The sequence below is a fragment of the Actinophytocola sp. genome (assembly GCF_049647105.1).
Taxonomy (GTDB): Bacteria; Actinomycetota; Actinomycetes; order Mycobacteriales; family Pseudonocardiaceae; genus Actinophytocola.
Window position 1 is genome coordinate 1 of sequence record NZ_JBARWZ010000320.1, and the last position, 14,418, is coordinate 14,418.

Consider the following 14,418-nt stretch of genomic DNA (forward strand, 5'->3'; position numbering starts at 1 on the left):
GTATTCGTCCTGCCCAGGTCAGTTGAGGGCGACCTCGACGTCGCTGTACGGGACCAGCGCTTCGCGAAGCTGGAGCGGCACGCGCGTGGGAACGGTGTCGTTGTTGGGGCCGCGCATGCAGGCGATCCGCTGCCGTCCCCTCGCCACCAGGTGCTCGATACCGTCCTTGAGCTGCACGTAGTCGAACGCGAACTGGATTTGTGTCTGGGTCAGTTCCTCCAGTCGCATCCGCACGCTCAGCTCGTCGAAGGCCGCCATCTCGGCGAAGAACTCACAGTCGACCTTCAACGTGAACAGCTTGAGATCGTCGTGCATGATCTCGGCCATCACCGTGGGTGCCATCTCCTTCAGGAACTTCTCCCGGCAGTGACCCTGCCAGCGAAGGTAATGGACGTAGTACACGTTGCCGACGAAGTTCGTCTCCTCGAAACCCACGCGGTGCCGGATCTCGTAGTACCCAGCCATTCGCTCACTCACCTCTCTCCGGCCAGGACGGCGAACACGACCGGGTCAGGCAGGTCGTTGAGGGTGGTCACCCAGGTGGCGATCCGGGCGTCACCGGAGGACAGCACTACCCAGCCGTCCGCCGATACCCGGTCCACCGTGAGATCCCGCGTCGTCGTACCGGTCTTGCGCAGGCATTCGAGTGCGGACCAGAGCCGCGTGCCCGCCGTGTCGGTGTCCTCACCGGACTCGGCCACCACGAGGTCGCGCACCCGGCTCAGGTCCGCGCCGAGCAAACCGGCCCAGTCCTCGTCGGTGCGGTGCGCCACCGTCTCCACGTCGCAGCCCAGCCGGCCGTCCCCGGTCACCACCAGGCTCACGCCCGCGCCGTGGGACGCCGAGATCGCGGCGCCGTCCACCTCGGGCTTGCCGTCCGCGCGGTAGCGAACGGTCACCGCCTTGCCGAGCGCACGGCTCGCGGCGAGCTCGGTCTGTGCCCGTCGGTCGGCGGGTACGCCCGTCTCCGGGTCCGGCTCGACGACCACCGCACGGCTGCCGCCGAGCACCCGCTCCAGCGCCCGCTCCAGGTAGCCACTGAGCATCGCGGACACCCACGGACCGGAACTGTCCTTCTGCCGGACCGCCCGCAGCGTCAGCCCTTCCCAACGTTCGACGACCCGGCCGTCCGGCTCGAGCACGTCGACGTCGTAGATGTAGCTGTCACCGTCCTGCGACCGCTCCCTGGCGTCCAGGACCACGTACTCGACCTCCTGGTCGGCGGGCTGGGCCAGGTAGAGCCGGTCCACCCTTTGCGGCAGCAGGGTCGCGTCGGGCACGCAGCACTGCAGCGCGTGCATCACCGCGTCGCGGGTGCCGGGGTCGGCCAGTACCTGCTCCTGCGGCAGGTAGGCGGCGAACCACGGCGCGGGGGTGGTGGTCGACAGCTCCGCCACCGCGTGCCGGGCACTCGCCCGCCGGTAGCCGAGCACGCGCTGGAAGCGCTTGCCCTGGAACATGACCCCGCCGTACAGCTCGGTGATGGGGTCGACCGGCACCAGCGGGAGCTGGGTGGCCGCCCGCGACAGGTCCGAGTCGGGCAGGCCCGGCCGGGGGAGTCGCAGCGTCGCCCGGAAGTGGTCGGCGCTGAACCCGGTGTCCTCGGCGCGGATGGCGACCTGCACCGTCTCGTCGTCGCGGACCAGCGCCGCGAGCCGCATGGACGTCGTGGTGCCCGGCCGGACCACGATCGGCCGCAGGAACTCGACGTCCTCCAGCAGCGGGGCACTGGTCCGGCCGAGCACGGCCGTGGCGACCTGGGTCATCGCCTCCATGCCGACCACCGCGGGGAACAGCAGGTCGCCGTCCAGCAGGTGGTCGGACAGGTACGGGTCGCTGCCCGCGGAGAGCTCGACCTCGGTGACCAGCTCGATGTCCGGGTAGTGCACGAGCACGCGGTCGACGAAGCGGGTCAGCGGCAGCTCCTGGCTCATGTCCAGGGGCAGTGTCGGCAGCCCGCCCATCCGGCCGGTGATCGTCACGATCGGACCGGCTTCGGGGTCGGCAAGCACCTGGCGCAGCACGGCAAGGCCGTCCTCCACCGAGATCGGGGTGATGCCGTCGCGCACCAGCGCCTCGACCACACCCAGCCGCTCGCCCATGCCTGCGCCCGACCAGACCGACCACTCCATCGCCAGCGCCCGCGAGTTCGGGTGCGCGCGCTGGAAGTCGGCGGTCAGCTCGGACATCCAGTCGTTGGCGGTCGAGTAGTGCGCCTCGCCGCGCAGCCCGGCCCGGCCGATGATGCTGCCGAACGTCATCAGCAGCTTGACCTTGTCCTGGTCCACCGCGTCGAGCACGGTGCGCAGCCCGGCGATCTTGACCTCGATCGTCTGGTGGAACCGCTCCTGCGACAGGTTGGTGAGCGCCGATGGCTCGTTGCGGCCCGCGCCGTGCACGACACCGGTGACCTGGCCGAGCGTGGCCTCGAACCGCGCGACGGCCTCGGCGACCTGTGCGGCGTCGGTGACGTCGGCACGCTCGTACCGCACGCGCACGCCCGCCGCGGTCATCCTGGCCAGGTTGGCCGAGATCTCCTCGTCCTCCGAAGGTTCGTCCCGGCCGACCAGCGCGAGGCTCGCCCCCGAGTCCAGGGCCATGGCCAGCGCGCACTCGGCGGTGATGCCCTTGCCGCCACCGGTGACCAGCAGGACGTCGGTGGCGTCCAGCGGGGTGCCGGTGCGGGCGTCGGCCGGTGGCTGCAGCACGCGCAGGAGCGGCGTCGCCCGCTTGCCTTCCGCGTCGTAGCGGACCTCGCTGAACGCGGTGGTGGCCGCCGCCTCGGTGATCACCCGGTTGACCGCCTCGTCCACGGCGGCCGCGGTCGAGGGTGCAAGGTCGGGCAGGGAGACGATCGTGGTCGGCACGCCGGGTGCCTCCAGGAACGCCGTCCTCGCCAGGCCGGACGCGCCGTAGCGGTGCTGCACCACGACGAACCGGCTGCCCTCCGCCGCCGCCACCGCCGCCTGGCCCGCGGCCAGGATGAGGTCGACGTGCTCCTCGCCGCTGTCCGGCAGGCACAGCAGCACCCCGTCGCCGATGCCAGCCTCGGCCAGCGCGACCTCCAGCCGCTCCGCGAGCGGGTGATCGGCGGGCGCGAACCTCTGCCACGTGCCGACCGGGCCGGTGCCGACGTTCACCCTCGGCACCCTGGCGGGCACGTAGTCGACGGAGAACGGCCGCACCCACTGGCTGACGCCTGCCGCCTCGCTGCTGCCGCCGCCGTTGCCGCCCTCGGCGGACTCGGCCAGCTCGTCGATCAGCACGGCCAGCTCGCCGAGCGTGACCGTGGCGAAGTTCGTCGTCGCCTCCAGCGTCGGCAGGCCGAGCTGGCGGGTCACGTCGTTGACGATCTGACCGACCGTGATGGAGCTCAGGTGCAGGTCGTCGAGCGGGTGGGTCGCTGCGGTCACCGTCTCCAGTGGCAGCTCGACGCGGTCGGCGGCGAGCTGGCGGAGCAGGTCGAGCGTCGACGTACCGTCCTCGACGCCCTGGCTTTCCGCGTCATGACCGGCCGCGTCCACCACGGTCGCCGCACCGAGCTCGGTGAGCCCGGCCGACAGGTCGGGCGCCGCCTCGCACGGGCTCGCCAGGAACGTGAAGCTGCCGTCCAACTGCAGCGGTCGCAGCACCCGGTCGGCGAACAGTGCCTCGGCGTCCACGTTCGCGCCGAGCGCGAACGCGGCGCCGACGACCGACAGCAGCGGGGAGAGCGACTGGCTGTCCGTGTCGACCGCCAGCACCGGCACCTCCGGCGCGATGTCGCGCACCAGCCCGGAGAGCACCCGGCCGGGGCCGATCTCCACCGCGAGGTCCGCACCGTCGACGGCCTTGGCGGCCGCCTCGTGGAAGCGGACCGGGAACACGATCTGGTCGCGCAGCAGCGTCCGCAGGTCGGTGCCAGGGTCGAGCACCTCGCCGGTCACCGCCGACACGACCGTGCGCGTGATCGTCGCGAAGTCGAACTCGGCGAGCCGATCCGTCATCGCGTCGGCCGCGGGCTGGACGAGCGGGGAGTGGAACGCGTGCGAGACGTTGATCCGGTTCGCGGTGATGCCCTCGGTCCTTGCCCGCTCGCACACGCGGTCCACGGCACCCGCGTCACCCGCGATGACCGTCTGCTTCGGCCCGTTGTACCCGGCGATGACCACCGGGTCGTCCGCGAACAGCTCCTCCGCGCGGTCCGGCGTGGTGGCGAGACCCGCCATCGCGCCGCCACCCTGGCTGGCGTTGGCCATCACCGCGCCACGCGCCTTGGCCAGGCGCACCACGTCCTTGCCGCCAAGTGCGCCGGCCCAGGCCAGCGCGGTCAGCTCGCCGAGGCTGTGCCCGACCGCGACGCTCGCGTCGACACCGAGGGTGTGCAGCACCCGCAGCGCCGCGACGGACCCGGCGACGATGCGCGGCTGGGCGACCTCGGTGGCCACCTGGTCGCCACCGACCGGCACGTCAGCGTGGGTGAACACGGCCTCCGCCGAGGTGAAGCGGCGACGGATCGCGCCGACGGCGCCCCGCCCGGACCCCTGCCCGGGGAACAGGTAGGCGATCCTCGGTGCGTCCTCTCCCCGGCCGAGGTACACGCCGTCCGCGGTGAACAGGCGCTCACCGGCCACGAGCGCGGCGGCCAGCCTGCCGAGCTTGGCGACGGCGTCCTCCGGGTTCGAGGTCACGACCGCGGCCCGCACCGGCCCGCCGGACAGCTGCCCGGCCAGTGCCCCGGCCAGGTCGGCGATCTCGGCGAACGACAGCTTCGCGACCACGTCGGCGAGCTCGGTGACCCGCTCGGCAAGGCTCGCGTCGTCGGCGCCGTCGAACAGCAGCAACTCGGCGTCCTGCCTGCTGCTGTTCAGTGCCGCCGTCTCCCGTGGCAGCTCCGTGCGCCGGGTGGTGCCCGGTGCCTGCTCCAGCGCGATGTGCGTGTTCATGCCGCCGAAGCCCATCGCAGAGACACCGGCGCGGACGGGGTGGTCCTGCGGCCACAGCTCCGGCTCGCTCGGCACGTACAGCGCCGGGGCGTCGCCGACGAGCTTGGGGTGCGGGTCGTAGTGCCCGGTCGATGGCGGGATGACCTGGTGGTACACCGACAGCGCGGCCTTGATCAGCCCACCGACACCCGCGGCGGCCTTGGTGTGGCCGATGTTGCCCTTGAGCGAGCTGATCGCGGCGGGCCTGGCCGCCGGGTCGGAGTTGCGCCGGGCCGAGCCGATCGCCTCCAGTTCGGTGGCGTCGCCGAGCGCGGTGCCGGTGCCGTGGCCCTCGAAGTAGGCGACGGTCTCCGGGCCGTACCCGGCGCGGCCGTACGCACGGCTGATGGCGAGCCGGTGACCGGCGGCCTCGGGCCGGGTGATGCCGCCCTTGCCGTCCGAGGACATGCCCCAGCCGGTGATCGACGCGTAGATCCGCAGGCCGCGGGCGATGGCGTCCTCCTCGCGCATCAGCACGACGACGCCGGAACCCTCACCGGGCCAGAAACCGTTGGAGTCCTTGTCGTAGATCTTCATCTCGCCCGTGGACAGCGCGCCGGTCTTGGCGAAACCGATCACCTCGAACGGGTCGATCGACAGGTCGACGCCACCAGCGAGGCAGACGTCAAGGTCGCCGTCGACCAGTGCCTTCGACGCGGTCGCGATCGAGATCAGCGACGACGAGCAGGCGCCGTCGACGGTGTAGCCACCGCCGCCGAGGTCGAAGTAGTTGCAGACCCGGCCCGCGATGGTGTTCGCGAGCCCGCCCGCGAGGGTGTCCTCGTCGATCGCCGGGAACGGCGCCTTGTACACCGGTTCCAGGTCACGCAGGAACGCACTGGTCTCGTCGTCGTCCCAGCCCTTCGCGGTCAGCGCCGCGGCGAGCGTGCGCCGCACGTATGGCCAGCGCAGCCGCATGAGGTTCGCCCGCGAGAACTCACCCGTGAGGCTGTTGCCGAACACGACACCGGTGGCCTGCCGGGGCAGGCCCTCCGCGTCGGGGAAGCCGGCGTCGGCCAGTGCCGTCGCGGCGACGTCCAGCGCCAGCCAGTGGGTGAGGTCGGTCGACCGGAACGTGCTGCCCGCGACCTTGTACTTGAGTCGGTCGAACTCGAAGTCCCGCAGTACGGCCGCCTTCTTGGAGTAGAAGCGGTCCGGCGCGCTCTGCTCGGGGGAGTAGTAGTCCGCCTGGTTCATGCGCTCGTCGGGGAGCCTGCGGAACGCCCTGCGTCCGGCCAGTACGTTCTCCCACAGATCCTGGGTACTGGCGGCGTCGGGGTAACGAAGTCCGATGCCGACGATCGCGATTCGCTCGGTGCTCAACCTATACCGCCTATTCTCGACGACCTACCGACCGAATCGGCGCGCGAATTACGCCGGCCGCACACCGCGGCGATGAAGCCGAAGTTCGGCGACAGTCCTCGACACGCTTTTCCCTATGCCGTGACCAAGCGTGCATCAACCATGTGGTGTTTGCCATCTCCTCAAGTGCCGTAGCGAACACTTCTTCGAAAATGGCACGAGACCGCATACCTGGAGATGCGCGGTGCCGATAGCGCGACTGACTCTGACAATGTCACGCCGTCGTGAGGGAACGCGGGGATGCGGCATGCGTGAAGTCGTGGCCGGTTCCGAAGACATGTGACGATTGTCGGCAGATATCACGATCGCCGTTTATCTGACGGTTAGGGGATGGAACTTGACCAGTTCATGGCGGGCGCTGCGGCGGCGCCTACTGACACCGAATGTTGTCGAGACCACTCTCGACAAGCGCGGCTTCCACAAGAAATCTCCCGCTGCTCAGGAACGGCTCGAGACTGTCGGGAAGACATTTCTCGTCGGTTACGCGCACGCGGTCGAGGCGCGCACACCAGAGGACGCGGAGGACCGGATCGACGAGCTGCCCGACTGGCTGCGCGGCTTCGCCTACGAGGGCGCTGGCATGGGCTTCGCGATGCTCGACGGGCTGCCGTTCGGCCGGTCGGACAACGTCGCCAGATTCCTCGCGACCCCTCGCGGCAGGACCTACGAGTACCTCGCCTACGTCGGCATCGGCTGGGCGATGGCGCGGCTGCCCCGGTTCCGCTGGCCGAAGCCCGCGTCGCTGGACCCGGTGTTCGCGCCCCTGGTGCTCGACGGGTACGGCTTCCACCAGGCCTACTTCCACACCGCGCGGTACGTGGACGGCAAGTACCGGAACCCGGACTTCCCGTGGCCGGGCGGGCGACACGGGTCGTATGCGAACAACGCGATCGACCAGGGCATCGGCCGCGCCGCGTGGTTCATCCGGGGTACCGACCCGGCCCTGGTCGCCGACCTGATCGACTCGTTCCCCGAGTCGCGGCGCGCCGACCTGTGGAGCGGCGTCGGGCTCGCGGCGACGTACGCGGGTGGCGGCGACGCGGACATCGCGGAGCAGGACCTGCGGACGTTGACGCGCCGCGTCGGTGACTACCGGGGCAACCTCGCGCAGGGGAGCGCGTTCGCCGCGAACGCGCGGGTGCGGGCAGGCATCGTGCCGGCGCACTCCGCGCTGGCCACCGAGGTGATCTGCGGCACCACCCCGGCCGAGGCGGCCCGCCTCGCCGACGAGCTCCGCCCCTCGGCCCAGGAAGACGGCGACAAGCCGGCGTACGAGGTCTGGCGGGCCCGTCTCGCCAACGCATTTGTTTCCCTTGGAGGTGTGAACACATGACCGCGGTACTTGGCCTGCTGCGCAGGCAGCTGACCGGTGTCATCGCGCTCGTGGTCGTCGTCGCTTTCTATTTCGCGGTCACCCTGCCGCAGAGCTCGGCCGACACCAGGAACGAGATGGCGAGCAAGTACGCCTTCGCCGAGCACAGCGTTGCGCTGCCCGATTCGGACAAGCAGCAGTCGATCCGGCAGGTCAACCAGGCGTACAAGCACATCGACGCGTGGATGTCCTCGGTCGGTGCCGCGGTGGCGATGAACGACCTGGACGGCGACGGCCTGCCCAACGACCTGTGCGTGGTCGACCCGCGCACCGATCAGGTGATCATCACCCCGGTGCCCGACGCACGCGGCAACCGGTACGAGCCGTTCGAGCTCACCCCGGATCCGTTGCCGGTCAACGACGTGATGGCGCCGATGGGCTGCGTGCCAGCCGACCTCAACGAGGACGGCAGACTGGACCTGCTGATCTACATGTGGGGCCGCACGCCGATCATCCACCTGCAGACCGCCGACCACGGTGCGCTGTCGCCGTCGGCGTTCGTCGCGACCGAGGCGGTGCCGGGCAACAACAAGGCGCCGGACGGGACGTACAACGGTCCACAGTGGAACTCCAACGCCGCGACGGTCGCCGACTTCGACGGTGACGGTCACGACGACCTCTTCGTCGGCAACTACTTCCCCGACAGCCCCATCCTCGACGCGAGCATGGACGGCGGCGTGCAGATGAACCACTCCCTGTCGCACGCGCAGAACGGCGGCGGGAAGCACATCCTGCTGTGCAAGGGTGCCACGGCGGGCGCGAACCCGACCGCGACGTTCGAGGCGGTGCCGGAGGACGCGCTGCCAGAGGAGGCACGCCACGGCTGGACGCTGGCGGTCAGTGCGACCGACCTCGACGGCGACCTGCTGCCCGAGCTGTACATCGCGAACGACTTCGGCCAGGACCGGTTGCTGTACAACAGGTCCCAGCCGGGCAAGGTGAGCTTCGACAACCTCGAGACGACCCGCTCCCCTGGCACGCCGAAGTCCAAGCGGATCGGCGAGGACTCGTTCAAGGGCATGGGCGTCGACTTCGGTGACACCAACCACGACGGCCTCTACGACGCGTTCGTCTCCAACCTGACGGTCACCTGGGGCATCGTGGAGAGCAACCTCCACTACGTCAACACCGCCAAGGACAAGGCCGACCTCCGCACCCAGCTGCGGAGCGGAGAGGCGCCGTTCGAGGACGTCAGCGGCGAGGACGGCACCGCGTGGTCGGGCTGGTCGTGGGACAACAAGCTCGCCGACTTCGCCAACCGAGGCGAGTTGGACATCGCCGTGACGAACGGCTTCATCCGGGGTTCCACGAACCGCTGGCCGCAGCTGCAGGAACTGGCGATGGCCAACGACTCCCTGGTGTCGAACCCGTTCTTCTGGCCCAACGCCAACGCGGGCGACGACATCGCGGGCAGTGAGACGCTGCACCTGTTCGTCAAGGGTGAGGACGGCCGCTACACCGACCTGGCGCCGGAGCTTGGCCTTGCCGTGCCGATCCCGACCAGGGGCATCGCCACCGGCGACGCCGACGGCGACGGACGGCTCGACCTCGCGGTGGCCCGGCAGTACGCCGAGCCGGTCTATTACCACAACGAGGCGCCCGACCCGGGTGGCTACCTGAACCTGAAGCTGACCCACGAGCAGGCGGAGACGGTCGGCGACGCACCGGCGGCCGGTTCGCCCGCGACCGGCGCACAGGTCACGGTGACGACGCCCGACGGCAGGAAGTTCATCCAGCGCGTCGACGGCGGCAGTGGCCACGGCGGCAAGCGCAGCAGCGAGGTCCACATCGGACTCGGTGACGTCGACGGGCCCGTCACGGTCTGCCTGGAATGGCGGGACCGCAAGGGCGAGGTGCACATGCAGGAGTTCGAGCTCAGCCAGGGCGAGCACGCGTTCGAGCTCGGCGACACGGCCGAGGAGAAGTGAGGACGGAAATGGTTGTCCAGGAAGCGAAGCCTGGCGGAAAGCCGCCGGCGGGCGGCCCTCCGCGGCACGACGCGAAGGTGATCAAGGCGCTCACCAGGTTCGCCATCTCGATCTCGATCTTCAACATCGCCGGTTACATCTTCCTCGGGTTCGAGCAGCCGTGGATCTGGCCGTTCGTCGCCATCGCCACCGGCTACACCGTCGAGCTGGTGCTGGAGGTGATCGGTGCCAGGGTCGAGGGGCGGGCACCGCGCTTCGCGGGCGGCGGGCCGAAGGGCCTGATGCAGTTCCTGCTCCCGGCGCACATCACCAGCATCGCGCTGAACATGCTGATCTACGTCAACGACCGGATCTGGGTCATGATTTTCGCGGTCACCCTCGCGGTGGCGGCGAAGTGGATCCTGCGCGCCCCGGTGCGCGGGAAGCTGCGGCACTACATGAACCCGTCGAACTTCGGGATCCTGATGGTGCTCGTGCTGTTCCCGTGGGGCAGCATCGCACCGCCGTACCACTTCACCGAGGGCCTGAACGACTGGGGCAGCTGGATCCTGCCGGGCATCATCATCATCACCGGCACGATGCTGAACGCGAAGCTGACCGGCCGCATGTGGCTGATCATGGGCTGGCTGAGCTTCTTCGCGCTCCAGGCGATCCTGCGCGGCATCCTGTTCGACACGGCGATCCCTGGCGCGCTCGCGGTGATGACCGGTGTCGCGTTCATCCTCTACACCAACTACATGGTGACCGACCCGGGCACCACGCCGTCCAAGCCGGGCGCGCAGTTCGCGTTCGGCGCCGGTGTCGCGCTGTTCTACGGCCTGTTCATGGTCATGCACATCGCCTATGGCCTGTTCCTCGCCACCGCGATCGTGTGCCTGATCCGCGGCATGTTCCTGTGGAGCCTGCACTTCGTGAACAAGGCGGCCGCCGAGAAGGCGAAGGCCGAGCAGGAGAAGGAAACGGCACCGGCGGCGACGCCGATCGCCGTGGTCGCCGACGACGGTGGGCCCGCCGCCCGCCCGGCAGCCGCGTGACCACCGGCAACCGCCGAGTGCCCCCAGGGCCGCCCAGGCGGGCGGCCCTGGGGATCCTGCGCCAGCTCCGCGCGGATCGCCTCGGCCTGATGAGCGAAGCGGTCCGCGAGTACGGCGACGCGGTCCGGGTGTCGATCGGCCCGAAGACGCTCTACATCTTCAACCACCCCGACCACGCCAAGCACGTGCTGGCGGACAACGCGGCCAACTACCACAAGGGCATCGGCTACACCGAGGCCAAGCGCGCGCTGGGCGACGGCCTGCTGACCAGTGAGGGCGCGCTGTGGAAGGAACAGCGGCGCACCATCCAGCCGGTGTTCCAGCACAAGCGGATCGCCAAGCAGGCCGACGTGATCGTGTCCGAGTCGCTCGGGCTGGTGGCGCGGCTGCGCGCGAAGCTGTCCACCGACGGGCCGGTGGACGTGCTGAGTGAGGTCACCGCGCTCACGCTCGGCGTGCTCGGCAGCACCCTGCTCGACGCCGACCTCGGCGAGTTCGAGTCGGTGGGCCACTCGTTCGAGGCCGTGCAGGACCAGGCCATGTTCGAGATGGAGACCCTCGGCATGATCCCGAGGTGGCTGCCGCTGAAGGGCCAGCGGGCGTTCCGGTCGGCACGGGACGACCTGCAGCGGATCGTTGGCCTGCTGGTGGAACACCGGAAGGCCAACCCGGTCGAGTCCGGCGACGACGTGCTGACCCGGCTCATCGCGTCCACGGACAAGGAGGCCGACCGCCGGGTCGCCGACCGCCGCATGCGTGACGAGTTGGTGACGCTGCTGCTGGCCGGGCACGAGACGACGGCGAGCACGGTCGGCTGGACCCTGGACTTCGTGAGCAGGCACCCGGAGGTCCGGGAGCGGCTGCACGAGGAGGCGGTGGCGGTCTACGGTGACCGCCGTCCCACCTACGAGGACCTCACCAGGTTCCGGTACACGCACATGGTGCTGCAGGAGGCCATGCGCCTGCACCCGCCCGTATGGATCCTGCCGCGCCGCGCGCTCCAGGACGACGAGGTGGGTGGCTACCACGTGCCAGCGGGCGCCGAGGTGCTGATCTGCCCGTACACGCTGCACCGTCACCCGAGGTACTGGGCGGAGCCCGAGCGGTTCGACCCGGAGCGGTTCGACCCCGACGTCAAGTCGGATCGGCCGCGTTACGCGCACATCCCGTTCGGCGCCGGTCCCCGGTTCTGCGTCGGCAACCATCTCGGGATGATGGAGGCCACGTTCATCATCTCCACGCTGATGCGCGACCTCAAACTCGGTGCGGTGCCGGGCTTCCAGGCCAAGCCGGAGCCGATGATGTCGCTGCGCCTCGGCGGTGGCCTCCTCATGACCGTCCACGACTGGGCCGCGCCCATCCGCCGCGCTGCCTGAACACCCGTCCGGAAAGTCGGTGAACGCCATGTCCAACCTCGAACACCCCAAGGCGGAGGAGTTCGCGAAGCTCCGCGCCGCCATCGCCGACGAGCGAGTCCGGGAGCTGTTCCCGTTCCGGTTCCTGGCGGCGAACGAGAACTTCTCGCGGCTGGTCGACGCGACCGCGCACCGCATCCTGTCCTCGATCGGCGCGCTGCCCGCGACGGACGGGATCTCGGTCCAGCAGGCGAAGAAGGACCTCTCGATCCCGTGGCGCAGGACGATCCCGCTCAAGTTCCTGTACGAGAAGCTCACGATCGCGGGCGTGTTCGAGCAGGAGGGTGGCCGCTACTACCCCGGTGCGTTGAAGGAGCCCGACTTCGACACCGTCGCGGCCGAGCTCGCGGAGCGGGAGCCGGGGGTGGCCGTGGCGGCGGACATCCTGCGGACACTGGTCGACGAGGCGAAGACCTTCTTCTCCGGCGAGGCCACCGGTGACGAGATCCTGTTCGCACCGGACAAGCTCCCGCTGTGGCTGAAGTACTTCTCCAACGACAACCTTCTCTACGCCATCAACAACACGGTCGGCGCGGAGGCGATCTCGCGGCTCGTGCCGGAGGGCGGCGGCCCGTTCGAGATCCTGGAGATCGGCGGCGGCTGTGGCAGCGCGGCCGAGCACGTGCTCCGCACGCTCGGTCCCGCGGTCACGCGTTACCGGTTCACCGAGGTCGCCGAGACCTTCGCGCGGCACGGTGAGCGGGCGGTGGCGGCCGCGGCCGCGCCGTCGACGGTCATCGAGTCGGCCAGGGTGGACATGACGGCCCCGTGGGAGGCGCAGGGCGTGGAGCCCGGCACGTTCGACGTGGTCTACTCCGTCAACTGCTTCCACGTGGCGCCCGACCTCGACTTCGTCATCGGCGAGGCGGCGAAGGCGCTCAAACCGGGCGGCACGGTCGTCGTGAGTGAGTGCGTCCGCCCGACGAAGCTGTCGAGGCCGATCCACGCCGAGATCATCTTCGACTTCCTGGACAGCTTCACCGACGTCGCCACCGACCCGGTGCGGCGCCCGACACATGGCTTCCTGACGCCCTCGGCGTGGCGCGCCACGTTCACGGCCGCCGGGCTGCCGAAGGTGACGGTCCTCCCGGACGTCGACCAGATCGCCGAGCAGTACCCGGACTTCGTGGTGGGCGCCGTGCTGGCGCGCGCGGAAGGACAGGAGTAACGATGGTCGCCGGTCTGGTCCGGTTCGCGGTTCGCAGGTCCCTGAACGACACCCGGTACGTGCGTGTGGTCAAGCGGCGGCACGCCACCGGTCTGGTGGCTGACGTGTACCGGCAGGTGGAGCGTGACTTCAGCATGCTCGCGCCGCCGGTGGCGCTGCACTCGGCGGCCCCGGAGACGATGGCCGCATCCTGGATGGTCCTGCGGGAAACCCTGCTGGCACAGGGTTTCGCCGACCGCGCGGGCAAGGAGGCGGTGGCGACGGGCGTCTCGCTCGCCAACGACTGCCCGTACTGCGCCGACGTGCACGGCATGACGCTCGCCGCCATACCGGACGCGGGGTCCGATGTGGACGTGCTGACCGAGTGGGCACGCGTGTCCGCGACGTCGGTGCGGGTCGCGGCGCCGTTCCCGCCGGAACGGGCGGCCGAGCTGATCGGCGTCGCGGTCGCGTTCCACCACTACAACCGCATGGTGAACGTGTTCCTGAGCGACTCGCCGTTCCCGCCGCACGTGCCGGAGTCCGCCAAGCCGAAGGCCAGGAAGGTGCTCGGCGGGGTCCTGCGGCCCGGGCCGGGTGGCGCGGTCGCGGGTGAGTCACTGGCCTTCCTGCCCGCCGTGCCGCTGCCGGACGACCTTGGCTGGGCCCGGTCGAACGGGGTGGTCGCGGAGGCGTTCGCCCGCGCCTACGCGGTGGCCGAGGCGGCCGGTGAGCGGTCGGTTCCTTCGAGTGTGCGTGCGCTCCTCCGTACACGTTTGTCTACTTGGGACGGACGAGCGCCGGGTATCAGCCGGTCCTGGGTGGACGCCGAGGTCGCCGGGCTGCCCGAGGCGGACCGGGCCGCGGGGAAGCTGGCCCTGGTGGTCGCGTTCGCGTCCTACCAGGTCGACGATGCGCTGGTCTCGGCGTTCCGTGCCACCGCGCCGGATGACTCCACGCTCGTCGAACTGGTCGCGTGGGCAAGCCTGTCGACAGCACGCCGAATCAGCACCTGGCTAGCCGGCACCGAACATGTAGACAAGGCCGCCTGACCCCACCAACACCCGCGAGTCCACGATTCAGAACCCGCGAGTCCACGGTCCGGAACCCGCGAGTCTACGGTTCGGAACCCGCGAGTCTACGGTTCGGAACCCGCGAGTCTACGGTTCGGAACCCGCGAGTCTACGGTTCGGAAC

General features: G+C 70.1%; 8 protein-coding genes. 6 read left to right on the forward strand and 2 right to left on the reverse strand.

Annotated elements, in window-relative coordinates; all coding sequences use genetic code 11:
* Positions 1-18 precede the first annotated feature (18 nt).
* Both WBA97_RS39660 and WBA97_RS39665 read right to left on the reverse strand, forming a co-directional pair.
* Complete coding sequence (locus WBA97_RS39660; protein ID WP_424236333.1) at positions 19-465, reverse strand: acyl-CoA thioesterase; 447 nt, start codon at positions 463-465, stop codon at positions 19-21.
* Between the two features lie 8 nt (positions 466-473).
* Positions 474-6,287 carry an SDR family NAD(P)-dependent oxidoreductase gene (locus tag WBA97_RS39665; RefSeq protein WP_424236335.1) on the reverse strand — a complete coding sequence of 1,938 codons (5,814 nt, stop codon included), beginning with the start codon at positions 6,285-6,287 and terminating at the stop codon, positions 474-476.
* Between the two features lie 376 nt (positions 6,288-6,663).
* Here WBA97_RS39665 and WBA97_RS39670 point away from each other — a divergent pair, with 376 nt between their 5' ends.
* The 6 genes from WBA97_RS39670 to WBA97_RS39695 are packed head-to-tail and all read left to right on the forward strand — an operon-like array spanning position 6,664 to position 14,274.
* A complete protein-coding gene (locus WBA97_RS39670) occupies positions 6,664-7,659 on the forward strand; it encodes a DUF1702 family protein (protein ID WP_424236337.1) in 996 nt (331 codons plus the stop codon).
* A complete protein-coding gene (locus tag WBA97_RS39675; protein WP_424236339.1) occupies positions 7,656-9,626 on the forward strand; it encodes a CRTAC1 family protein in 1,971 nt (656 codons plus the stop codon). The genes WBA97_RS39670 and WBA97_RS39675 overlap by 4 nt, the downstream gene beginning before the upstream one ends.
* Before the next feature lie 8 nt (positions 9,627-9,634).
* Positions 9,635-10,660 (forward strand): enediyne biosynthesis protein, encoded by a 1,026-nt coding sequence (locus WBA97_RS39680; protein WP_424236341.1) that lies wholly within the window; start codon positions 9,635-9,637, stop codon positions 10,658-10,660.
* Positions 10,657-12,036 (forward strand): cytochrome P450, encoded by a 1,380-nt coding sequence (locus tag WBA97_RS39685; RefSeq protein WP_424236343.1) that lies wholly within the window; start codon positions 10,657-10,659, stop codon positions 12,034-12,036. Before WBA97_RS39680 ends, WBA97_RS39685 begins: the two co-directional genes overlap by 4 nt.
* Before the next feature lie 28 nt (positions 12,037-12,064).
* Positions 12,065-13,243 carry a class I SAM-dependent methyltransferase gene (locus tag WBA97_RS39690; RefSeq protein ID WP_424236345.1) on the forward strand — a complete coding sequence of 393 codons (1,179 nt, stop codon included), beginning with the start codon at positions 12,065-12,067 and terminating at the stop codon, positions 13,241-13,243.
* A 2-nt stretch (positions 13,244-13,245) separates the two neighbouring features.
* Positions 13,246-14,274, forward strand: coding sequence for a carboxymuconolactone decarboxylase family protein (locus tag WBA97_RS39695; protein WP_424236347.1), 1,029 nt, complete (start codon positions 13,246-13,248; stop codon positions 14,272-14,274).
* Positions 14,275-14,418 lie beyond the last annotated feature (144 nt).